Annotated in this window: 25 protein-coding genes; 12 read left to right on the plus strand and 13 right to left on the minus strand. The window is 66.1% G+C overall.

Annotation, left to right across the window (positions count from 1 at the left end):
• The first annotated feature begins 42 nt into the window (after positions 1-42).
• From recR to SAZ01S_RS23760, 4 genes are all read left to right on the plus strand, one after another.
• On the plus strand, positions 43-639 hold the full coding sequence (recR, locus tag SAZ01S_RS16810; protein ID WP_084583438.1) for a recombination mediator RecR: 597 nt from the start codon (positions 43-45) through the stop codon (positions 637-639).
• 31 nt (positions 640-670) lie between these two features.
• The gene (gene def / locus SAZ01S_RS16815; RefSeq protein WP_084583439.1) at positions 671-1,195 is read left to right on the plus strand and encodes a peptide deformylase; all 525 of its coding nucleotides are present in this window, start codon (positions 671-673) and stop codon (positions 1,193-1,195) included.
• Between the two features lie 178 nt (positions 1,196-1,373).
• On the plus strand, positions 1,374-2,777 hold the full coding sequence (locus tag SAZ01S_RS16820) for a DNA recombination protein RmuC (RefSeq protein ID WP_174596141.1): 1,404 nt from the start codon (positions 1,374-1,376) through the stop codon (positions 2,775-2,777).
• A gap of 151 nt (positions 2,778-2,928) precedes the next feature.
• Entirely contained in the window at positions 2,929-4,209 is a 1,281-nt protein-coding gene (locus tag SAZ01S_RS23760) for a hypothetical protein (RefSeq protein ID WP_139810118.1), read from the plus strand.
• A gap of 31 nt (positions 4,210-4,240) precedes the next feature.
• On the opposite strand, the gene SAZ01S_RS16825 is transcribed toward SAZ01S_RS23760, so the two are convergent.
• The 7 genes from SAZ01S_RS16825 to SAZ01S_RS16855 form a co-directional block, all read right to left on the minus strand.
• On the minus strand, positions 4,241-4,696 hold the full coding sequence (locus tag SAZ01S_RS16825) for an META domain-containing protein (RefSeq protein WP_084583440.1): 456 nt from the start codon (positions 4,694-4,696) through the stop codon (positions 4,241-4,243).
• Between the two features lie 169 nt (positions 4,697-4,865).
• Positions 4,866-5,669, minus strand: a complete 804-nt coding sequence (locus SAZ01S_RS16830; RefSeq protein WP_084583441.1) for a TrmH family RNA methyltransferase — start codon at positions 5,667-5,669, stop codon at positions 4,866-4,868.
• Between the two features lie 170 nt (positions 5,670-5,839).
• Positions 5,840-6,112, minus strand: a complete 273-nt coding sequence (locus SAZ01S_RS16835; RefSeq protein WP_084583442.1) for an HPr family phosphocarrier protein — start codon at positions 6,110-6,112, stop codon at positions 5,840-5,842.
• Positions 6,109-6,513 carry a PTS sugar transporter subunit IIA gene (locus tag SAZ01S_RS16840; RefSeq protein WP_064312096.1) on the minus strand — a complete coding sequence of 135 codons (405 nt, stop codon included), beginning with the start codon at positions 6,511-6,513 and terminating at the stop codon, positions 6,109-6,111. The genes SAZ01S_RS16835 and SAZ01S_RS16840 overlap by 4 nt, the downstream gene beginning before the upstream one ends.
• A 1-nt stretch (position 6,514) precedes the next feature.
• On the minus strand, positions 6,515-7,447 hold the full coding sequence (gene rapZ, locus SAZ01S_RS16845; RefSeq protein ID WP_084583462.1) for an RNase adapter RapZ: 933 nt from the start codon (positions 7,445-7,447) through the stop codon (positions 6,515-6,517).
• Positions 7,448-7,497: 50 nt separating this feature from the next.
• A complete protein-coding gene (locus tag SAZ01S_RS16850; protein ID WP_084583443.1) occupies positions 7,498-9,072 on the minus strand; it encodes a sensor histidine kinase in 1,575 nt (524 codons plus the stop codon).
• Positions 9,041-9,751, minus strand: coding sequence for a response regulator transcription factor (locus SAZ01S_RS16855; RefSeq protein WP_084583444.1), 711 nt, complete (start codon positions 9,749-9,751; stop codon positions 9,041-9,043). Before SAZ01S_RS16855 ends, SAZ01S_RS16850 begins: the two co-directional genes overlap by 32 nt.
• A 207-nt stretch (positions 9,752-9,958) precedes the next feature.
• On the opposite strand from SAZ01S_RS16855, the gene SAZ01S_RS16860 reads away from it, so the two are divergent.
• Together SAZ01S_RS16860 and SAZ01S_RS16865 are read left to right on the plus strand one after the other, a co-directional pair.
• Complete coding sequence (locus tag SAZ01S_RS16860; protein ID WP_084583445.1) at positions 9,959-11,560, plus strand: phosphoenolpyruvate carboxykinase; 1,602 nt, start codon at positions 9,959-9,961, stop codon at positions 11,558-11,560.
• A 161-nt stretch (positions 11,561-11,721) separates the two neighbouring features.
• Complete coding sequence (locus SAZ01S_RS16865; RefSeq protein WP_369688886.1) at positions 11,722-12,009, plus strand: hypothetical protein; 288 nt, start codon at positions 11,722-11,724, stop codon at positions 12,007-12,009.
• 199 nt (positions 12,010-12,208) lie between these two features.
• On the opposite strand, the gene SAZ01S_RS16870 is transcribed toward SAZ01S_RS16865, so the two are convergent.
• The 5 genes from SAZ01S_RS16870 to SAZ01S_RS16890 all read right to left on the minus strand — a co-directional run bounded on the left by SAZ01S_RS16870 (position 12,209) and on the right by SAZ01S_RS16890 (position 14,126).
• Complete coding sequence (locus tag SAZ01S_RS16870) at positions 12,209-12,436, minus strand: DUF4170 domain-containing protein (RefSeq protein ID WP_084583447.1); 228 nt, start codon at positions 12,434-12,436, stop codon at positions 12,209-12,211.
• Positions 12,437-12,513: 77 nt separating this feature from the next.
• On the minus strand, positions 12,514-12,819 hold the full coding sequence (locus tag SAZ01S_RS16875) for a hypothetical protein (RefSeq protein ID WP_084583463.1): 306 nt from the start codon (positions 12,817-12,819) through the stop codon (positions 12,514-12,516).
• Positions 12,820-12,823: 4 nt separating this feature from the next.
• Positions 12,824-13,156 (minus strand): DUF3618 domain-containing protein, encoded by a 333-nt coding sequence (locus SAZ01S_RS16880; RefSeq protein WP_084583448.1) that lies wholly within the window; start codon positions 13,154-13,156, stop codon positions 12,824-12,826.
• A complete protein-coding gene (locus SAZ01S_RS16885) occupies positions 13,153-13,494 on the minus strand; it encodes a phage holin family protein (protein ID WP_084583449.1) in 342 nt (113 codons plus the stop codon). Before SAZ01S_RS16885 ends, SAZ01S_RS16880 begins: the two co-directional genes overlap by 4 nt.
• A 17-nt stretch (positions 13,495-13,511) precedes the next feature.
• Positions 13,512-14,126 carry a hypothetical protein gene (locus tag SAZ01S_RS16890; protein WP_084583450.1) on the minus strand — a complete coding sequence of 205 codons (615 nt, stop codon included), beginning with the start codon at positions 14,124-14,126 and terminating at the stop codon, positions 13,512-13,514.
• Between the two features lie 114 nt (positions 14,127-14,240).
• On the opposite strand from SAZ01S_RS16890, the gene eno reads away from it, so the two are divergent.
• From eno to SAZ01S_RS16920, 6 genes are all read left to right on the plus strand, one after another.
• Positions 14,241-15,521 carry a phosphopyruvate hydratase gene (gene eno / locus SAZ01S_RS16895; protein WP_084583451.1) on the plus strand — a complete coding sequence of 427 codons (1,281 nt, stop codon included), beginning with the start codon at positions 14,241-14,243 and terminating at the stop codon, positions 15,519-15,521.
• Positions 15,522-15,596: 75 nt separating this feature from the next.
• On the plus strand, positions 15,597-15,899 hold the full coding sequence (locus tag SAZ01S_RS16900; RefSeq protein ID WP_174596143.1) for an FtsB family cell division protein: 303 nt from the start codon (positions 15,597-15,599) through the stop codon (positions 15,897-15,899).
• A gap of 146 nt (positions 15,900-16,045) precedes the next feature.
• Positions 16,046-17,095: a pyruvate dehydrogenase (acetyl-transferring) E1 component subunit alpha gene (pdhA, locus tag SAZ01S_RS16905; RefSeq protein ID WP_019367919.1), complete on the plus strand. Its 1,050-nt coding sequence runs from the start codon at positions 16,046-16,048 to the stop codon at positions 17,093-17,095.
• Position 17,096: 1 nt separating this feature from the next.
• Positions 17,097-18,479 (plus strand): pyruvate dehydrogenase complex E1 component subunit beta, encoded by a 1,383-nt coding sequence (locus tag SAZ01S_RS16910; RefSeq protein WP_084583453.1) that lies wholly within the window; start codon positions 17,097-17,099, stop codon positions 18,477-18,479.
• Between the two features lie 109 nt (positions 18,480-18,588).
• Positions 18,589-19,269: a squalene/phytoene synthase family protein gene (locus SAZ01S_RS16915; RefSeq protein ID WP_084583454.1), complete on the plus strand. Its 681-nt coding sequence runs from the start codon at positions 18,589-18,591 to the stop codon at positions 19,267-19,269.
• A 60-nt stretch (positions 19,270-19,329) separates the two neighbouring features.
• On the plus strand, positions 19,330-19,821 hold the full coding sequence (locus SAZ01S_RS16920) for an EF-hand domain-containing protein (protein WP_084583455.1): 492 nt from the start codon (positions 19,330-19,332) through the stop codon (positions 19,819-19,821).
• 164 nt (positions 19,822-19,985) lie between these two features.
• On the opposite strand, the gene SAZ01S_RS16925 is transcribed toward SAZ01S_RS16920, so the two are convergent.
• On the minus strand, positions 19,986-20,560 hold a 575-nt coding region (locus tag SAZ01S_RS16925), incomplete at its 5' end, for a class I SAM-dependent methyltransferase (RefSeq protein WP_139810120.1).

The raw sequence follows: 20,560 nt of genomic DNA on the forward strand, positions 1-20,560 counted from the left end.
ACCGCTTGGCAGGCGCGCATGCAAGCCCCTATGTGGTGCGCCATGGCCTCTCCCGAAATCGAAGCGCTGACCCAGGCCCTGTCGCGGCTGCCCGGTTTCGGGCCGCGATCGGCGCGGCGGGCGGTGCTCCACCTGCTCAAGAAGCGCGAGACGACGCTCGATCCGCTGCTCGCGGCGCTCAGCGCGGTCAGCCAGAAGCTCACGACCTGCCATATCTGCGGCAATGTCGACACGCACGACCCGTGTTCGATCTGCGCCGACCCGCGCCGCGACGACCGTTCGCTGTGCGTGGTCGAGGAAGTCGCCGACCTCTGGGCGCTCGATCGCGCGCGACTGTTCCCGGGCCGCTTCCACGTGCTGGGCGGCAAGCTCTCCGCGCTCGACGGGGTGCGGCCCGAGGATCTGCGCATCGACGCGCTGGTCCGCCGGGTGGGGGCGGGGGGGATCGACGAGGTCGTCCTCGCGATGAACGCCACGCTCGAAGGGCAGACGACCGCGCATTACGTCTCCGAGCGGCTGGAGACCTTCCCGGTGCGTGTCACCCAACTCGCCCATGGCTTGCCGGTGGGCGGCGAGCTCGACTATCTCGACGAGGGCACGCTGGCCCAGGCGCTCCGCGCGCGGCGGCCGGTTGCTTGACGCTGGAGGGCTGCTCTCCTAAATTTGGGCGATGGCCATCCTTCCCATCGTCGAAGTACCCGATCCGCGTCTGCGTCTCGTCTCCACCCCGGTCGAGGCGATCGACGACGACGTGCGCACGCTGATCGGCGACATGTTCGACACGATGTACGATGCGCCGGGCATCGGCCTCGCCGCGATCCAGGTGGGCGTGCCCAAGCGGCTGATCGTGATGGACCTGCAGGAGGAAGAGGACGAGGAGGGCAAGCCGATCCGGCACCCGCGCGTCTTCATCAACCCCGAGATCCACGAGCCCGCCGAGGAGCTTTCGGTCTATACCGAGGGCTGCCTGTCGGTCCCCGACCAGTTCGCCGATGTCGAGCGCCCCGCGCGCTGCCGGGTGACCTGGCTCGACGAGAAGGGCGTGGCCCATGACGAGCTGTTCGAGGGCCTGCTCGCCACCTGCATCCAGCACGAGATGGACCATCTGGAGGGGATCGTGTTCCTCGACCATCTCTCGCGGCTCAAGCGCGACATGCTGATGAAGAAGCTCAACAAGGCCCGCAAGGCGGCCTGAGGGCTGCCATTCCCTAATTGCCGTCATCCCGGCGAAAGCCGGAATGACGGAGGGGTGGGCGGCGCGGCGCCATTTATCCACCGAACCCTCGCCCACCCGCGCCCAACCGACCGCCGCCACCCTTGCGGCCCCGTCCCCAGACAGGTAAGTTCGCGTCCTGTTCCCCGGGAGGCGTGTTTTGGATCCGTTCGTCGTTGGTTTCGTGATGGTGGCGCTGGTTGCGGGCGTGGTGGTCGGCTGGCTGATCGGCGCGCGCGGCACGAGCGAGGCGCGGGCGGAGAGCGCCCGGCGCGAAGCCGATTTCAAGGCCGCGATCACCGATCTCGCCATGGCCGAGGAACGCGTTGCCCAGCTCCCCCGCCTGCGCGAGGAAGCCGCGATGCTCCGCAACGAGCGCGACGCCGCGCGCATCGAGCTTGCCGAGCTCAAGGCGAAGGCGGGATCGTTCGAGGAGCGGCTCACCGAATTCGTCAACGCGCGTGAGGTGATGGCCGGCCAGTTCCGCGAACTCGCCTCGACCATGCTCGACGAGACGCAGCGCGCCTTTCTCGAACGCGCCGAGGCGCGCTTCCACCAGGCCGGCGAGAAGAACGAGGAGCGGCTGCGCACCTTGCTGCAGCCGATCGACACCACGCTCAAGCGCTATGAGGAAGGCCTCCAGCGCGTCGAGAAGGATCGCAGCGACAGCTACGGCCAACTGCGCGAGGCGATCAGCGCCGTCCATGCCAGCCTGGGCGAGACGCGCGCGGAAACCTCCAAGCTGGTCAATGCCCTGCGCGCCGCGCCCAAGACGCGGGGCCGCTGGGGCGAGCAGCAGTTCCGCAACCTGATCGAGATCGCCGGGCTTTCGGGCCATGTCGATTTCGCGGCGGAGGTCTCGGTCACCACCGAGGACGGGATGCTGCGGCCGGACTTCATCATCCGCCTGCCGGGCGACCAGCAGCTGATCGTCGACGTGAAGTGCGTGCTCGACGGCTATCTCCAGGCGGCCGAGGCGACCAGCGCCGAGGAGCGCACCGCGGCGCTCAAGGCCCATGCCAAGGCGATGAGCACCCATGCCGACGCGCTGTCGCGCAAGGCCTATTGGGCGCAGTTCGAAAAGGCGCCCGATTTCGTGATCATGTACATCCCCGGCGACAATTTCCTGTCGAGCGCGCTGGAAGTCGACATGGAGCTGTGGGAGCGCGCGGCGCGCAACCGGGTGATCATCGCCGGCCCCTCGGCCTTCCTGCCGCTCGCCCGCACCGTGGCGGCGATGTGGCGCCAGCAGAAGCTGACCGAGGATGCCCGCGAAGTCGGCAAGCTGGGCAAGGAACTGTACGAGCGGCTGGCGACGGCGGCGGGCCACCTCAAGCGCGTCGGCGGCGGGCTGAACAGCGCGGTGGAGAATTACAACAAGTTCGTCGCGAGCTTCGAAGGCCGGGTGATGGTCTCCGCACGGCGCTTCCAGGCGCTGAACGTGGATACCGGCAACAACACGCTGGACACGATCGACACGGTCGACGTGATTGCGCGGGCGCCGACGGCGGAACTGCCGGCGCCCGAGAGGGGCGAGGTGGAGGAAGCGGCTGCGGCGGAGTGAGATTCGCGAGTTTGGGCTTGCAGCGGTAGAAATCCTCGTGCCAATCTCGAAGTTGTCTGCTGCGTGTCGATCGGTTTTTTAGCCATGTCTGTTTGTATTGATCCCGCTAAGCCTGTCGTCGTTGCATGTATGAAGTGGGGCGATGATCTAAATGTCAGATATTCAGGAAGATCGATGGTTTCTGACATCGATACTTAAGAATAGACTTTTTCAGGCTGCGTCTGCTTTAGGTGTGGCTTTAGGAATATTGGGCTTTTTTATCAGCTTGCCGCCCGTTTCCGAGCTTGTGTTCGGGAAGCGAGTTTCGCTCACGCTGGACGTCTTGAACCAGATTCCCGTGTTTACAGTACGTCAGCCTGTTCCTGGTTTGTCAGTGCAGCTGAATTCCCAGGATCTTACACTAACAAAACGAGATCTGCTTGCCGTTCGGCTACGAATCCGGAACAATGGTGGAATAAGTGTAAATGAGAGGAATACTACAGAAAAAGATCCTCTCGGATTTTCGGTGTCAGGTGGTCAAGTTGTGCGTTTATATGGGATCAATGCAACTTCTGAGCATTTGAGAAAGTTGGCGCTGCCCAAGCGGGTGAACAATACGTTCACCCTGCCACCGGGACTTATAATTGATCCAGGTGACTATATTCAATTTGATCTACTTGTAGTGCGACCAATTTCTTCAAAACTGTCATTTTTTAGTGTTGGAAAAGTAGAGGGTCTAAAAACTATCGAAGTAGGGCGTCCTGATATTGCAAAGCCTTCTGAAAACATCGCTTCTATTGCATGGTCCGGAACCTTTTTGATTCAAATATTAAGGACTGCTACTTATCCATTTATCGCAGTTGCGATTATTGCGGCCGGAATTGCCTTCGCGGTTAAGGTGTCATCATTTTTTGCAAAGCGTAAGAGGAAAAGAAGGGACAGGTACGCGGCTGAGGTGTCCCCGTATTGGTCTCACGATAATCCAAAAATTCGTGCGTTGGTCCCCGCGCTTTATCTTGGATTAGGGCTTGAAAGGCTCAAGGTAGTTCTAAACTCGGAATCAAGATCCGAAAGATTGGATCGAATCAACGAATTTGATCAGCGGCATAATATCTCTGATACAGATACCGAGACAGAAGTTCTGAGCGATTTTGAGGCGGGCAAGGCGATAGAGTCGTGGCTAAAACAAAGTGAGCACTTGCTATTCAGCGCGGAAGACCTCCTTGTCAAACTAGGCCTGTTCAATGTTCTTGCGAGAGCGTGCGATCATGAGCTTTCTGCAGCGATTGGCAGGTACGCTGCAATCCTGTCGAACAACATTTCAGAAACGGATCTTCGTAAAGCCGAACCGGCTGGAGGTGAAGAAGTTGATACCTACATAAGGTTCAATGAAAATATGATGAAAACCTATAGTCCGCACACCGATTTGTTTAAAGGTGGTGGCGCAGAGTAGGGTTATTATGCGCCGCAATATTCAATAGGAATCACCCCGCCGCCCGCACCAGCACCAGCGTCTTCCCCTCGCGCCCCGTCAGCAGCAGCCGCCCGCGATGGCTCTGGCGGACTGCCAGGCGCTGGTCGAGCAGCCCGAGCAGTATCTTTTCCTGCCGCATCAGCGCCGCCGAGCAGGCGCGGCGGGTGGTGATCACGCCGCCGGTGGTGAGGTAGCCGCGCTCCACCCGGTAGTTGCCGCCCAGCGCGTTGCAGCCGGTATAGCCGCTGATCCGCAGCCCCTCCAGCTTCAGCCGGGCGCGGCTGCCGGGGACGGTCGGGTGGCCGTCGATGCCAGTGATGCGCCAGTCGCCCAGGAGGAGCTGTTCCTCGGCGTCGAGGCGCGGCGTTTCGGCGCGGGGTGGAGCGGGCTCGGAGCTCTGCGCAGCGGCGGGGAGGGGGAGGAGGGTTAGGGCCAGGAGGAGGGCCGTGCGATTTCTCCAGCCCAATTCCCCCTCACCCTTCCGCCGCTTCGCGGCTCCCTCCCTCTCCCACAAGGGGAGAGGGAGAAGGGGTGCGTTGCTCCCTCTCCCCTTGTGGGAGAGGGAAGGGGCCCGCTGCCGCAGGCAGTGGGAAGGGTGAGGGGGACTTGGGCGAGCCGGCGTCACCCCCTTGCCCTCACCCCCGCCGGAACTGGTTGCGTACTTCATAGGCCATCACCGCCGTTGCCACTGCCGCATTGAGGCTGTCTGCCTTGCCGAGCATGGGGATCTTTACCAGCAGATCGCACGCGGCTTCCATATGCGGCGGCATACCCTGCGCCTCGTTGCCGGTGAGCAGGAAGGTCGGCGGGGCGTAGCGCGGGGCCTGATAGTCGTGGGTCGTATCGAGGCTGAGGCCGACGAGCTGGCCGGGGCCGGCGCGCAGCCAGGGCTCGAACTCCTCCCAGCGGGCGCGGGCGACGGGGACGGTGAACAGCGCGCCCATGCTCGCGCGCACCGCCTCGACCGAGAAGGGATCGACGCAGTCGTCGAGCAGGATCAGCCCGCCGGCGCCCACCGCGTCGCCGGTGCGCAGGATGGTGCCGAGATTGCCGGGATCGCGCAGGCGCTCGGCGACCAGCCAGATCGGCGCGGTGCTGCGGTCGATATCGGCGAGGTCGAGCGCGAACTCCGGATAGACGCCGACGACCGCGCCCGGATTGTCCTTGCCGGACAGCTTCGAGAGGATGTCGGCATTGGTCTCGATCGCCTCGCCGCCCTGCGCCTCGGTGGCGGTTACCAGCGCCACGACCAGCGGGTGGTGGGCGGTCTCGGCGGTGTAGAACAGGTATTCGGGGATCCGGCCGGCCTCGCGCGCCTCGGTGAGGATGCGCAGGCCCTCGGCGAGGAACAGCCCCTCTTCGCGGCGGTGGCGCTTGTCGCGGAGATTCCGCATGCGCTTGATGAGGGGGTTGGAATAGGCGGTGATTTCGCGTGGCATCGCGCCGCTATAGGGCGGGATGGGGGCGGGGGCTAGTTGGGGCCATTCTTAGCCCCTCCTCCTTGGAGGAGGGGTTGGGGTGGAGGGATTCCAGAACGCTTGTTGGTCTCGGTGAGACACTGCCCCACCCCAACCCCTCCCCTGAAGGGGAGGGGCTTAAGAAGAGATCCTCACTCCTCGTTGAACCGTGCTTCGACCAGCTCGACCAGCGCCTGCACCGCGCCTTCCGCGCCGTCGCCTTCGGCCCAGATCGTGATCGTGTCGCCCTTGGCGGCGCCGAGCATCATCAGGTCGAGGATCGAGGTGCCGGCGGCGCTGTTGCCGTCCTTCTCGACGGTGAGCTCGCAGGGCTGGGTGCTGGCGAGGGTGACGAAGGCCATGCTGGCGCGGGCGTGGAGGCCGCGCTGGTTCTCGATCAGGACCGTGCGCGACACCCGGCTCATTGCGGCGGCCCCAGCATTTCCGACGCAACCGTCACGTACTTGCGGCCGGCGTCGCGCGCGGCGAGCACCGCGTCGGTGACGGACATGGTCTTGCGGGCGCTGCCCAGGCGGATCAGCATCGGCAGGCTGATGCCGGCGATCACCTCGACCTTGCCCGCCTTCATCAGCGAGATGGCGAGATTGGAGGGGGTGCCGCCGAACAGGTCGCTCAGCACGATCACGCCCTCGCCCGAATCGACCGCGCCGATGGCGCTGGCGATGTCGGCGCGGCGGCCCTCCATGTCATCCTCGGGGCCGATGCAGATCGCGGCGACCTGCTCCTGTTTCCCCACCACATGTTCCATCGCGACGACGAACTCCTCGGCGAGTCGTCCGTGCGTCACGAGCACCAACCCGATCATTCTATTCTCCGCCCCTAGCCATGGACACCGGCGCCCCCTCCAGGGAGTCCTGTGGCGCGGTCTGCAAATCTCTGTGGGTCACCGTGGGCGAAAATCCTTCGGCGCGCAACCTAGCCGCCATCCGCTCGGCGACATGGACCGAGCGGTGCCGCCCCCCGGTGCAGCCGAACGCGATCGTCACATAGGCCTTCCCCTCCGCCTGGTAGCGGGGGAGGAGGAGCAGGAGCAGCGACTCGATCTGCGCCATCGCCGCGTCATAGGCGGGGTCTGCCCGGATATAGGCCGAGACGTCGGCATCGAGTCCCGTGCCGGGACGAAGCGCCGGATCCCAATGCGGATTGCGCAGGAAGCGCATGTCGAGGACAAGGTCCGCGTCGCGTGGCAGCCCGCGCGAGAAGCCGAAGGAGGTGACGCTGAAGGTGGTCTTGCCGCCGTCGGCCGAGAAGATCCCGCGGATCGTCTGCGACAGCTGGTTGGCCTTCATGTCGGTGGTGTCGATCAGCCGGTTGGCCCAGCGACGCAAGGGGCCGAGCAGCTCGCGCTCGCGGGCAATGCCGTCCTCGGCAGGACGGTCTTGCGCCAGCGGATGGCGGCGGCGGGTCTCGGAGAAGCGGCGGAGCAACTCGGCGCCGCTGCATTCGAGGAAGAGGGTGCCGACGTCGAGATCCTGGTCCTCGCGCAGCTTCTTGATGCGCTGGACGATGCTCTCGGCATCGAAGCCGCGCGTCTGGGTGCCGAGACCGAGCGCGAGCGGGCGCTCGTCGTCCCCGCCATCGGCGCCCGGCGCGGTATCGAGCAGACGGTTGAGGAGGAGCAGGGGCAGGTTGTCGACCACCTCCCAGCCGAGATCCTCGAGCGTCCGGAGAACGGTCGACTTGCCGGCACCCGACATGCCAGTGACGAGCAGGATATGTTTGGGGCGACGCCGTTGCATGGTGCTCTCGTTATAGGCGGGCGGGAGCGCGGGCGGGTCGATGGGCGGGTTCATGCGCGGGCCGCCAATGGCAGCCGCACCACGAAGCGTGCGCCCTGCGATCGATCCTCCCGCGATTCCACCATTATGCTTCCCTGATGGCCTTCGACGATGGTGCGGGCAATGGCAAGCCCGAGGCCGGAATGCTGGCCGAACGCTTCGCTGGAGGGGCGGACCGAATGGAAGCGGCGGAAGATCGCCTCGCGGGCCTCCTCGGGAACGCCGGGTCCTTCGTCCTCCACCCAGATGGCGAGGGTATCCTCTTCCTCCTCCGCCGAAATCGCGATCAGGCCGCCGGGCGGCGAGAAGGACAGGGCGTTCTCGATCAGGTTCTCGAACACGCGCTCGAGCCGGGTCGGGTCGCCCATCACTTCCATCGAGACGCCATAGGGCCGATCGAAGCGGAGCCGGATTGCCTCGGGCACGCCGCGGGTCTCACGCTGGCCGATCAGCGCGGCGATGAGGTCGCCCAGGTCGAACGGCTCGAAGGTGGTGCGGCTGAGCTGGGCGTCGATGCGCGACGCCTCGGAAATGTCGGTGATCAGCCGGTCGAGCCGGTGGACATCGTCGCGAACGATGGCGAGCAGCTGGTCGCGCAAGGCGGGATCCTTGACGGTCGAGAGCCCCTCGACGGCGGAGCGGAGCGAGGCGAGGGGGTTCTTCAGCTCGTGGGTGACGTCGGCGGCGAAGGTTTCGGTGGCGTCGATGCGGGCGCGGAGTGCACCGCTCATGTCGGACAGCGCGCGGGCGAGCATGCCGATCTCGTCGCGGCGATCGGGGAGGCGCGGCACGATCACTTCGCGGGCGCGCCCGAGGCGAACGCGGATCGCCGCCAGCGCCAGCCGCCGCAACGGGCGGACGATGGTGCGGGCGAGGAAGAGGGACAGCAGCACCGAGACCAGCGAGACGATGCCGAGCACCACCCCCAGCCGATAGCGCTCCAGCCGGACGGTCTGGGTGATGTCGCGGGCGTTGTAGGCGGTCATCACCACGCCGAGACCGGTGATCGGCGCGGCGGCGGTGATGACCGGGGTACGATCCGGCGCGCGCCAGACCGATGCTGCCGCCGCATGGGTCTCCAGTGCGGTGCGGACGTCGGGCCAATCGAGCCCGGCATCGCGCGGGCGCTCTCGGTAGAGCGGCGCGCGATCGGCACCGGCGACCTTGTCGATCACCGCGTCGAGGAAGCGCGCGATCGTCTGGCCGACCGGATCCTTGTCGGGATCACGCAGCACCAGGTTGCGCAGGCCGAGCTCGCGGCTGTCGCTGAGCAGCTTGCCCTGCGGGTCGTAGAGGCGGATCCGCGTGCCCATGTCGCGGGCGAGGCTGAGCACCAGCAGGTCGCGGCGCTTGTCGGTAGCCGAGGCGAGCGCCTGCGCGATCAGCCGTACCTCGCGGCTGGTCTGCTCGACGCGGCTGTCGACGATGCGGCTGCGATAGCTGTCGAGATAGAAGAAGCCGCCGCACAGCAGCGCCAGCGCGAAAATGTTGACCGCCAGGATCCGCGGCGTGAGGCTGACCCGGCCCGACCATCGCAGCGCCAGGTCGCGCTCGTCATTCATCCGAGAAGCGATAGCCCGCGCCATAGAGCGTCTCGATCGCGTCGAACTCCGGGTCTACCTGCCGGAACTTGCGGCGGACGCGCTTGATGTGGCTGTCGATCGTGCGGTCGTCGACATAGATATCGTCCTGGTACGCGGCATCCATCAGCTGGTTGCGCGTCTTGACGATGCCGGGGCGTTGGGCGAGCGTCTCCAGGATCAGGAATTCGGTGACGGTCAGCGTGACGTTGACGCCGCCCCAGGTGACCTTGTGCCGCGCCGGGTCCATGCTGAGGCGGCCGCGCTCCAATGCCTCGGCGGGCTCGGCGGGTGCGGCGCCCTCGGCCACCGGCTGGGCGGGCTCGGTGCGGCGCAGGATCGCGCGGATGCGGGCGATCAGCAGGCGCTGCGAGAAGGGCTTGGCGATATAGTCGTCGGCGCCCATCGCGAGGCCGAGCGCCTCGTCGAGCTCGTCGTCCTTGCTGGTGAGGAAGATCACCGGGATCTGGCTCTTCTCGCGCAGGCGGCGGAGCAGCTCCAGCCCGTCCATCTTGGGCATCTTGATATCGAGCACCGCCAGCTCGGGCGGGTTCTCGATCAGCGCCTTCAAGGCGCTTTCGCCGTCGGAATAGACGCGGGTGAGGAAGCCCTCGGTCTGCAGAGCGATCGACACCGAGGTGAGAATGTTGCGGTCGTCATCGACCAGCGCGATCGTGGCGGTCATCCGGCTACCCGGGGCTGGCGCAAAATCAGCATCGCCCCCCGTTAGACCAAAGTTTCTTGCGCCTCAACAGACCGACAACGCTTACCCGGATTGACCCCCTTCGCATCGCCATGTCAGGACCTGGATCGAAATAAAGCTGCGGTTCGGGCCAATCGTCCGGTTTGTCAGATAAATCGCGCGACAGTGTTTGAGGAGGGTGAAGTGAGCATGCGTCAATCGCGCCATGGTCTTGGCGAGCAGGGGATTGCCACCTCGGCAACGCTCCACTGGAACCTGATTACCGCACCGCTGGTCGAGCATGCGATCCGGCGCCGTGAGGGTAGTTTGGCGGCCGAGGGTCCGCTGGTCGTTGCTACGGGGAAGCACACCGGTCGCTCTGCCAAGGACAAGTTCATCGTCCGCGATGCCGAGACCGAGACCAGCGTCTGGTGGGGCAAGACCAACCAGGCGATGACGCCCGAACATTTCGCCGCGCTCAAGGCAGATTTCCTCACCGAGCTGGGCAAGCGCGAGGAACTGTTCGTGCAGGACCTCTATGGCGGCTCGCAACCCGAGCATCGCGTGCGGGTACGGGTGATCAACGAGCTTGCCTGGCACAATCTGTTCATCCGGACGCTGCTGGTGCGGCCCGAGGCGGAAGCGCTGGCGGACTTCGTTCCCGAATACACGATCATCGACCTGCCGAGCTTCCGCGCCGATCCCGCGCGCCACGGCACCCGCAGCGAGACGGTGATCGCGGTCAACTTCACCGACAAGCTGATCCTGATCGGCGGCACGGCGTACGCCGGCGAGATGAAGAAGAGCGTGTTCGGCCTGCTCAACTATCTGCTGCCCGAGCAGGGCATCATGCCGATGCACTGCTCGGCCAATATCGGCCCCAAGGGCGACACCGCGATCTTCTTCGGCCTGTCGGGCACCGGCAAGACGACGCTCTCGGCCGACGCCAGTCGCACGCTGATCGGCGACGACGAGCATGGCTGGTCGGACACCGCGGTCTTCAACTTCGAGGGCGGCTGCTACGCCAAGATGATCCGCCTCTCGCCCGAGGCCGAGCCCGAGATCTTCGCCACCACCCGGCGCTTCGGCACGGTGCTGGAAAATGTGGTGATGGATCCGGAAACCCGCACGCTCGACCTCGACGATGCGACGCTCGCCGAGAACAGCCGCGGCTCCTATCCGATCGACTTCATCCCCAATGCCTCGGCCGACAATCTCGGGCCGGTGCCGAAGAACATGATCTTCCTCACCGCCGATGCCTATGGCGTGCTCCCGCCGATCGCGCGGCTGACGCCCGAGCAGGCAATGTATCATTTCCTCTCGGGCTATACTGCCCGCGTGGCAGGCACGGAGATCGGGGTGACCGAGCCCGAGGCGACCTTCTCCACCTGCTTCGGCGCGCCGTTCATGCCGCGCCACCCGTCGGTCTATGGCAATCTGCTCAAGAAGCGGATTGCCGAGGGCAATGTCGCGTGCTGGCTGGTCAACACCGGGTGGACCGGCGGCAAATACGGCGTCGGCCACCGCATGCCGATCAAGGCGACGCGGGCGCTACTCAATGCCGCGCTCGACGGCAGCCTCAACGCGGCCGAGTTCCGCCGCGATCCTTATTTCGGTTTCGAAGTGCCGGTGGCGGTGCCGGGCGTCGACTCGGCGATCCTGGACCCGCGCGAGACCTGGCCGGACAAGGCGGACTATGATGCGACGGCGGAAAAGCTCGTCGACCAGTTCGTGGAGAATTTCGCGCAGTTCGAAGACCATGTCGAAGCCGGCGTTCGCGCCGCCGCACCGAAAGCGAAGGCGCTCGCCTGAGCGACAGGAGTGACCTTCCGCCGCGGTGCTTCGCCAGCACCGCGGCGATCGTCCGGATCGGGGAGGGGCTGCTCGCCTGCAGCCTTTCCCGCGAGGACTGGACCCACGAGGCGCATCTCGCGGCATGCCTGTATCTGCTGAGCGAGCGGCCAGATGTCGATGTGGATGCCGAGATCGGCGGGATCATCCGGCGCTTCAACGAAAGCGTCGGGGGCGTCAACGATGACAGCAGCGGCTATCACGAGACGATCACGCGCGCCTATGTCGCCGGGGTGCGGCTGTATCTCGCCGAGGTGCCCGGAGCCGATCTGCTCGCGCGGGTGAACGGGCTGCTGGCGTCGCCAATGGGCCGTCGCGACTGGCCGCTGCGCTTCTACAGCCGGGGGCGGCTGTTCTCAGTGGCGGCTCGACGGGGCTTCGTGGAGCCCGATTTGACGCCGCTACCGTAAGTGCTCCAGCCCTGAAGGCCGGACGTCCGTATTATCAAACCACCGTTATCCCCGCGAAGGCGGGGATCCATTGGCGCCGGTGTCTCGGCTCTTGCTGCAATGCACAGGCGAATGGATCCCCGCCTTCGCGGGGATGACGAGTAAGGGTTTGGTTGCGCGATCGCACCCTATTAGGAGAGTGCGCGCCGCGCCCCGGAGTTCAGGCCTTGCCGGCTTCAACGTCCGGATCGAGCATGCGATGGAGGTGGACCACCACATAGCGCATCTCGGCATCGTCGACGGTGCGTTGGGCGGCGGCGCGCCACGCCTTTTCGGCGCTCGCATAATCGGGGAAGATGCCTACCACGTCGAGCTTCGATGGATCGACGAAATCAAGGGTCGTCGGATCGGCAACGCGGCCGCCGAAGACCAGGTGAAGCTTGCTCATTGCGCCTCCTGGGGGGGTGAGTATGCCGCAGCCCTTACCGGCACTGCAGCATAACGCTCAACCCCCTTATAGGCGAGTTACCGCTTGGCGGTCGCGTCCTTCGCGGCGTCGATCACCGTGCCGAACAGCGCCGAGACGCGTTCCTTGGTCGCATCGCTGTTGGGGATCAGCGACTCGATCTGCTCGCGGCCGCTGTCCTTCGCGGCCTGCACCGCCGCGGCGGCGCCGTCGGCAAGCTTGCGGCCGAGCGGCTGCAACGCTGCCTTTTCGCGCTCGAAGCGCGGCAGCAGCATGCCGATCACCACGCCCACCGCGACGCCGCCGGCGAGCAGCAGCGCGGGGTTCTCGGTGAGGCGCGATCCGGTCTCGGTTTCGGTGCTCATGGCGTCATCCTTCTGCATTGCTGTCTTTGGGATCCGAACCCTTTTTGGGCCCGTCGGTTTCGTGTTTGCCCTTGCGGAAAATGTCGATGATCCAGCCGCGCGCCAGCACCAGGCCGATGCCGCTCGTCACCGCGGCGGCGAGCCACGGGCGTTCGCGGACCGCCTCGGTGCCTTCGCGCGCGATGGTCGAGACACTCTGCTTGGCGTTCTCCATCGCTTCCTGCGCGATGTTGCGCGGCTTGAGCCGTTCCTGGATCGTGCCCACCGTCGTCATCAGCTTGTCGCGGGCCGCGCGGGCGCGTGCGCGGGCGGCGTCGGGATCGCGGGGTACCGTCATGCTCGCGCTCCCATCGCCTTGCGGATGCCGCGCGCCGCCGCCCAGCCGAGCAGGGCGGCGACGACGAGGCTGACGCCGACTACGATCAGCGTCGCCCAGCCGGGCCCAACCAGGGTCGCCAGCGTCAGGATTGCACCGACGATCAGGCCGATTGCCGCCGCGAGCGCAAGGGCGAGGGCGAGGACGGCGGCGATCGCCGCGCCCTTGACCTCGGCCACCTTGGCCTGGGCGACCGCCTTGACATAGTCGACCTCGGCGCGGGCATAATCCTTGGCGTCTTCGGTGAGCTGGCCGATCAGCTCACCGATGCCGGCGTCTTCCGTTCGGGGGGCGTCCATGCCCTGTGCTGCCGTCCTTAGCTCTGGGTGGTGCCGGGCGACGCCGACGGGCCGCTGCCGAAGCCCGCGGGCTCGATCTTGAGGTCGTCGGTCGACGGCGTGTTGCCGGTCGAGGCGGTTGTCGTCGGGGTGCCCGAGTTGCTGGTGCCCGAAGCGTCGATGCCCGACTTGATCACGCGGGCGAGCACGAAGCCGAGCGCGGCCGCGGTGCCGACCGCGATCGCCGGGCTCTTCTTGACGAACTCGGTCGCCTCGTCGAACAGCTCGTTGACTTCCTTGCCGCGCAGCGACTCCGCGAAGCCGGCGATGCCGTCCGCCGCGGTGCGGGCGTACTGGCCGTACTGCTCGCCGAGCTTGGCATCGACGTCGCCTGCGGCGGTGCGCATCATCTCGGCGACTTCGTCGAGCGCGCTGGTCGCGCGCTCCTTGCCGGTGCCGGCAAAGCCCAGGATGTGCTCCTTGGCCTGATCGGCATATTTCGCCGCTTCCTCGCGAATCGTGTCGGACGCGCTGCGGGTGAAGCTGCTGCCTTCCGGGCCGCTGCCCCCCTCGGTGCCGCCGCCTGCCGCGCCGGTCGCGCCCATGTTCCCTGCGAGCGGATCGCCCGCAATGCTGGTCGTTTCGTCTGCCATGATCAAAAACCCTCCATGTCGCGTCGAAACAACAACGGCCCCGTTTGCGAGTTCCCTTGCGAACCGCTAGAGGCACCGCGCGCCTCATTCCTGACATGTTACGGAGACCATGACGTGACCGCAATCATCGACGTCCACGCCCGCCAGATTCTCGACAGCCGTGGCAATCCCACGGTCGAAGTGGATGTCCTGCTGGACGATGGCAGCTTCGGCCGCGCCGCCGTGCCCTCGGGCGCCTCCACGGGAGCCCATGAGGCGGTGGAAAAGCGCGATGGCGACAAGTCCCGCTGGCTCGGCAAGGGCGTCGAAGGCGCCGTCGATGCGGTGAACGGTGAGATTGCCGAGGCGGTTCTCGGCCTCGACGCCGAGGACCAGGCCGATCTCGACCGCACCATGATCGAGCTGGACGGCACCGCCAACAAGGGCCGCCTGGGCGCCAACGCCATCCTCGGCGTCAGCCTCGCCGCCGCCAAGGCCGCGGCCGATGCGCGCGGGCTGCCGCTCTATCGCTATGTCGGCGGCGTCAACGCGCACGTCCTGCCGGTGCCGATGATGAACATCATCAACGGCGGCGAGCATGCCGACAACCCGATCGACTTCCAGGAATTCATGATCGTGCCGGTCGGCGCCGAGAACATCGTCGAGGCGGTGCGCTGCGGTTCGGAAATCTTCCACACGCTGAAGAAGAAGCTGCACGAGAAGGGTCTGGCGACCGGCGTGGGCGACGAGGGCGGCTTCGCGCCGAACATCGCCTCGACCACCGAAGCGCTTGACTTCATCATGGCGAGCATCGAGGCCGCCGGCTACAAGCCGGGCGACGACGTGATGCTCGCGCTCGACTGCGCCGCCACCGAATATTTCAAGGACGGCGCCTACAAGATGGTGGGCGAGGGCAAGACGCTCTCCTCGATTCAGAACGCCGAGTTCCTGGCGAAGCTCGCCGCCGACTATCCGATCTTCTCGATCGAGGACGGCATGGCCGAGGACGATTTCGAAGGCTGGAAGGCGCTGACCGACCTGATCGGCGGCAAGGTGCAGCTGGTGGGCGACGACCTGTTCGTGACCAACCCGGAGCGTCTCGCCATGGGCATCGAGAAGGGTCTCGCCAACTCGCTGCTCGTCAAGGTCAACCAGATCGGCACGCTGACCGAGACGCTGGAGGCCGTCAGCCTCGCCCAGCGTTCGTCCTACACCGCGGTGATGTCGCACCGTTCGGGCGAGACCGAGGACGCGACGATCGCCGATCTCGCGGTCGCCACCAACTGCGGCCAGATCAAGACCGGCAGCCTCGCGCGCTCGGACCGGCTCGCCAAGTACAACCAGCTGATCCGCATCGAGGAAGAGCTGGGCGACGCGGCGGTCTATGCCGGCCGTTCGGTGCTGCGCCGCGCCTGACCCCCAGTAGGAACCGCGATCTTGCTAAGCGCCGATCGATCAGCGAAAAACACGGGCATGAAGCGCGCTTCGCCCATGTCCACGCTGCTGCGCCGCGCGGGGCTTCCCGCCGCGGCGCTGATCGCCATCGGCTTCTTCGCCTATAACGCGGTTCTGGGGCCCAACGGGATCGTCGCCGCCAAGGAAGTGCAGCACGAGCTTGCCGCCAAGCAGCGCGAATATGCGGTGCTCGACAAGAAGCGTGCCGAACTCAAGAATCGAGTCGATCTGCTCGATCCGAAGCATGGCGCCGATCCCGACATGGTCGACGAGCTTGCCCGCAAGCAGCTCAACGTCGTCCGCCCCGACGAAGTGATCATCCCGCTCGACAAGAAGTGATCGCCGTAGCGGCACCTGTTGCCAGCCACGGCGGACCGCCTTAGTGCGGATGAACGTGGGCCGAACCCGCGCGTTGGTTGCAAGCTTTGCAAGAACGCGCGTATAGGCACCCGCCTTTCCCCTCCCCGGATGAGGAATATCTGATCGTGGCCAAAGCACCGGCACGCAACGCACCGACCCCACCCGCCGTACCGAATCGCGAGCGGCCCAGCGAACCGGAACGGTTCAAGGCCTCGAAGGAACAGCTGCTCGAATTCTACCGCCAGATGCTGCTGATCCGCCGCTTCGAAGAGAAGGCGGGCCAGCTCTACGGCCTCGGCTTCATCGGCGGCTTCTGCCACCTGTACATCGGCCAGGAAGCCGTGGCAGTCGGCCTGCAGTCGGCGCTGGACGGCGAGAAGGATTCGGTGATCACCGGCTATCGCGACCATGGCCACATGCTCGCCTATGGCATCGACCCCAAGGTGATCATGGCCGAGCTGACCGGCCGCGGCGCGGGTATCTCGCGCGGCAAGGGCGGCTCGATGCACATGTTCTCGACCGAGAAGAAGTTCTACGGCGGCCACGGCATCGTCGGCGCCCAGGTCTCGCTCGGCACGGGCCTGGCCTTTGCGCACAAGTATAACGAGGATGGCGGCGTCGCCATGGCCTATTTCGGCGACGGCGCCGCGAACCAGGGCCAGGTGTACGAATCGTTCAACATGGCCGAGCTGTGGAAGCTCCCGATCATTTACGTGATCGAGAACAACCAGTACGCCATGGGCACCAGCGTCAACCGCTCCTCGGCGGAAGACCAGCTGTACAAGCGCGGCGAGAGCTTCCGCATCCCCGGCATCCAGGTGGACGGCATGGACGTGCTCGCCTGCCGCGGCGCGGCCGAGGAAGCACTCGCCTGGGTGCGCGCCGGCAAGGGCCCGATCATCCTCGAGATGAAGACCTATCGCTATCGCGGCCACTCGATGTCCGATCCGGCCAAGTATCGCAGCCGCGAGGAAGTCCAGTCGGTCCGCGACAAGTCGGACCCGATCGAGGCGGTGAAGCGCGAGCTCGAGACGATGGGCGTGACCGAAGAGCAGCTCAAGCCGCTCGAGGCCGAGATCCGCAAGATCGTGAACGAATCGGCGGACTTCGCCGAACAGACGCCGGAGCCCGATCCGGCCGAACTCTATACCGACGTGCTGGTGGAGACCTACTGAGATGGCGATCGAACTCAAGATGCCGGCGCTCTCGCCGACCATGGAAGAGGGCACGCTCGCCAAGTGGCTGGTCAAGGAAGGCGATGTCGTGAAGTCCGGCGACATCCTCGCCGAGATCGAGACCGACAAGGCGACGATGGAATTCGAAGCCGTCGACGAGGGCACGATCGCCAAGATCCTGGTCGCCGAGGGCACCGATAACGTGAAGGTCGGCACCGTGATCGCGATGATCGCGGGCGAGGGCGAGGATGCGTCCTCGGCCGCCGCCGCACCGGCCCCCGCCAGCCAGCAGGCCGAGTCGACCCCGGCGCCGGCAAAGGCACCGGAAACCGGCACCGCCCAGTTGACCGCCGCCGTCGAGAAGACCCGCCCGGCAGATCCCGCCGTGCCCGCCGGCACCGAGATGGTGAAGACCACCGTCCGCGAAGCGCTGCGCGATGCGATGGCCGAGGAAATGCGCGCCGATCCGCGCATCTTCGTGATGGGCGAGGAAGTCGCCGAGTATCAGGGCGCCTACAAGGTGACCCAGGGCCTGCTCGACGAATTCGGTCCCAAGCGCGTCATCGACACGCCGATCACCGAATACGGCTTTGCCGGCGTCGGCACCGGCGCGGCGATGGGCGGCCTGAAGCCGATCATCGAGTTCATGACGTTCAACTTCGCCATGCAGGCGATCGACCACATCATCAACTCGGCGGCCAAGACCAACTACATGTCCGGCGGCCAGATGCGCTGCCCGATCGTGTTCCGCGGCCCCAACGGCGCTGCCAGCCGCGTCGGCGCGCAGCACAGCCAGAACTATGGCCCGTGGTATGCCAGCGTCCCCGGCCTGATCGTGATCGCGCCCTATGACGCGGCCGATGCCAAGGGCCTGCTCAAGGCGGCGATCCGTTCGGAAGACCCGGTCGTGTTCCTCGAAAACGAGCTGATGTACGGTCGCAGCTTCGAGGTGCCGAAGCTCGACGACTATGTCCTGCCGATCGGCAAGGCCCGCATCATGCGCGAGGGCAAGGACGTGACCCTGGTCAGCTACTCGATCGGCGTGGGCGTCTCGCTCGAAGCCGCCGAGAAGCTGGCGGCCGAGGGCATCGATGCCGAGGTGATCGACCTGCGCACGCTGCGTCCGCTCGACAAGCAGACGGTGCTGGAGAGCCTGAAGAAGACCAATCGCATCGTGGTGGTCGAGGAAGGCTGGCCCACCTGCTCGATCGCGTCGGAAGTCGCCGCGTTCGTGATGGAGGAGGGCTTTGACGATCTCGACGCGCCGGTGCTGCGCGTGGCCAACGAGGACGTGCCGCTGCCCTATGCCGCGAACCTCGAGAAGCTCGCCCTGGTGAACGCCGACAAGGTCGTCGCCACGGTGAAGAAGGTCACCTATCGCTGATCTTCGTCTCCTGACGAGAAAACAGGCCCGTCCGACACTTTTCGGGCGGGCCTTTTTCGTGAGCGCGCGGCCCCTTCCACCTTCGCCCGCAAGACCATAGAGGGGAGGGGTGACCGCTTCCCCGAACGACTTGCCCGAAGATCCCGAGCGCGCGCTGATCCTCGCCTATGCGCCCGCTGCCGGCCGTCCTGCGCTGGCGGCGCTGCTGGCGCTGGACGAGGCGCTGGCGCAGCTGCTGCGCACCACCAGCCAGCCGGCGGTGGGCCAGCTGCGGCTCGCCTGGTGGCGCGAGGCGCTGGCCAAGCTCGACACCGCGCCGCCACCGGCGGAGCCGGTGCTGCGTGGCCTCGCCGCCGAGCTGCTGCCGCGCGGCGTGACCGGCGTGTCGCTGGTGCCGATCGTTCATGGCTGGGAAGTGCTGGTCGAGGAGGAGGCGCTCGATGGCCTTGCGCTGGCCCGCTATGCGGCCGGGCGGGGGAGTCTGTTCGTCGCGGCTGGGACGGCGCTCGGTGCCACGGGCGACCCGCTGGCGCTGGGCGGCGAGGGCTGGGCGCTGGCCGATCTCGCCCGGCATCTCGGAGATGGCGCGGAAGCGGATGCGGCGCGTGCAGCCGCGCGGCCCCGGCTCGCCGACGCGCTGGGCAAGCGCTGGAGTCGCGGCGGCCGGGCGCTCGGCGCAATGGTGCACCGCGCCCGCATGGATCTGGATGTGCCCACCACCAGCCCGCTGCCGATCGGCGCGCCCAAGCGAGTCGCGCGGCTGCTCTGGCATCGGCTGAGCGGCCGCTAGGGGCTTGGCGGGCTTCCCCTGACGGCGTAGATTGCCCGAACCTTCGGGGGGAGGCTTGCCATGTGGCGATATGCGGTGGGCGCCGGGGCGGCGCTATTGCTGGCGTTCGGGGGATTTCTGCTGTTCCAGCACGGGCCGGCGCACACGCCGCTTGCGGCGGTGCTGCCGCCGATGCCGGGCAATGCCAGCGCGGCGGCCCCGCTGCCCGACGCTGCCCCCGAGGCCGACGCCAAGACCCGCGAGCAGAAGCGCTTCGACCGCTATGACAAGGATCGCAACGAGGCGATCAGCCGCGATGAATATTTCGCCGCGCGGCACAAGGCGTTTGCGAAGCTCGACACCAATGGCGACGGCCGGCTGAGCTTCGAGGAATGGGCGGCCAAGTCGATCACCAAGTTCACCGACGCCGATGCCGACAAGTCGGGCACGCTGACCCGCACCGAATTCGCCAGCACCGCGCCAAAGCGGCGGCCCCCCGGTGCCTCCCGATGCGCGTGTGGCAAGCCTGCGCCGGCGCCAGCTGCGAAGGCAGACGAGGAGGAAAACCAGTAGGCCGCGTTCCTGACATCAGGTTTCCATCACGACAGGGACATGCCGAAGAAGCATACCGCCATGCGTCGATGTGAACCCATCGGCGCATGGCAGCCTCTCCACCCGCCGTCACCCCAACGAAGGTTGGAGTCTCTGATGGACTGGGCCAGAACGGAAAAGCACTATCAGAGGGATTTGACCGCTTCGTAATAGTTGTTTCCGCCTTCATCGCACCGGCAGCCGTCTAGCCGTAACCCCACGCTGGCGAGATGCTCGGAATAGGCATGCTCGCCCAGCGACATGGATGTTCGGGCGGTCAGCGCATCGTTCCAATGGCAGATCTCGCGAGGGGCGCTGAACAGGAAGCGCCCGCCGGGTTCCAGCACGTTCGCGACGTTGGTTAGAAGCTTCCGCTGTTCGCCCTCGTCGAGCAGGAAGAGGAGCCCGATCGCGACGGCACCGACGAAGGTCCGGCCGAAGAAAGGACTGTCCTGCGCCGGTTCGCAGGCGGCGGGCATCTCGGGAAGGGCGCGTCGATACGCCGCGACCAGCGAGGGCGATGCGTCGACACCCCAAACCGAGAAGCCGCAATCCACCAGCGCTCGGGCGATGGGCACGCCGGAGCCGCAGCCAATGTCCAGGATTGCAGCTGAGCCGGGAAAGCGGTCCTTCGCCCAGGCGCAAACCAATGCCGCGCCGATCTGTGAGCGGATCGCCATGAACTGGTCGGAGACTGCCTCCCAGCCAGCGGAAGGGTCTG

The sequence above is a fragment of the Sphingomonas azotifigens NBRC 15497 genome, from assembly GCF_002091475.1.
Classification (GTDB): Bacteria; Pseudomonadota; Alphaproteobacteria; order Sphingomonadales; family Sphingomonadaceae; genus Sphingomonas; species Sphingomonas azotifigens.

Bases quoted from the DNA above. Each gene is read 5' to 3' on its own strand.
- recR (WP_084583438.1), top strand. From the start codon at position 43: ATGGCCTCTCCCGAAATCGAAGCGCTGACCCAGGCCCTGTCGCGGCTG.
- def (WP_084583439.1), top strand. From the start codon at position 671: ATGGCCATCCTTCCCATCGTCGAAGTACCCGATCCGCGTCTGCGTCTC.
- SAZ01S_RS23760 (WP_139810118.1), top strand. From the start codon at position 2,929: ATGTCAGATATTCAGGAAGATCGATGGTTTCTGACATCGATACTTAAG.
- SAZ01S_RS16830 (WP_084583441.1), bottom strand. From the start codon at position 5,669: ATGCCACGCGAAATCACCGCCTATTCCAACCCCCTCATCAAGCGCATG.
- SAZ01S_RS16835 (WP_084583442.1), bottom strand. From the start codon at position 6,112: ATGAGCCGGGTGTCGCGCACGGTCCTGATCGAGAACCAGCGCGGCCTC.
- SAZ01S_RS16840 (WP_064312096.1), bottom strand. From the start codon at position 6,513: ATGATCGGGTTGGTGCTCGTGACGCACGGACGACTCGCCGAGGAGTTC.
- rapZ (WP_084583462.1), bottom strand. From the start codon at position 7,447: ATGCAACGGCGTCGCCCCAAACATATCCTGCTCGTCACTGGCATGTCG.
- SAZ01S_RS16850 (WP_084583443.1), bottom strand. From the start codon at position 9,072: ATGGCGCGGGCTATCGCTTCTCGGATGAATGACGAGCGCGACCTGGCG.
- SAZ01S_RS16855 (WP_084583444.1), bottom strand. From the start codon at position 9,751: ATGACCGCCACGATCGCGCTGGTCGATGACGACCGCAACATTCTCACC.
- SAZ01S_RS16860 (WP_084583445.1), top strand. From the start codon at position 9,959: ATGCGTCAATCGCGCCATGGTCTTGGCGAGCAGGGGATTGCCACCTCG.
- SAZ01S_RS16870 (WP_084583447.1), bottom strand. From the start codon at position 12,436: ATGAGCAAGCTTCACCTGGTCTTCGGCGGCCGCGTTGCCGATCCGACG.
- SAZ01S_RS16875 (WP_084583463.1), bottom strand. From the start codon at position 12,819: ATGAGCACCGAAACCGAGACCGGATCGCGCCTCACCGAGAACCCCGCG.
- SAZ01S_RS16880 (WP_084583448.1), bottom strand. From the start codon at position 13,156: ATGACGGTACCCCGCGATCCCGACGCCGCCCGCGCACGCGCCCGCGCG.
- SAZ01S_RS16885 (WP_084583449.1), bottom strand. From the start codon at position 13,494: ATGGACGCCCCCCGAACGGAAGACGCCGGCATCGGTGAGCTGATCGGC.
- SAZ01S_RS16890 (WP_084583450.1), bottom strand. From the start codon at position 14,126: ATGGCAGACGAAACGACCAGCATTGCGGGCGATCCGCTCGCAGGGAAC.
- SAZ01S_RS16900 (WP_174596143.1), top strand. From the start codon at position 15,597: ATGTCCACGCTGCTGCGCCGCGCGGGGCTTCCCGCCGCGGCGCTGATC.
- SAZ01S_RS16910 (WP_084583453.1), top strand. From the start codon at position 17,097: ATGGCGATCGAACTCAAGATGCCGGCGCTCTCGCCGACCATGGAAGAG.
- SAZ01S_RS16920 (WP_084583455.1), top strand. From the start codon at position 19,330: ATGTGGCGATATGCGGTGGGCGCCGGGGCGGCGCTATTGCTGGCGTTC.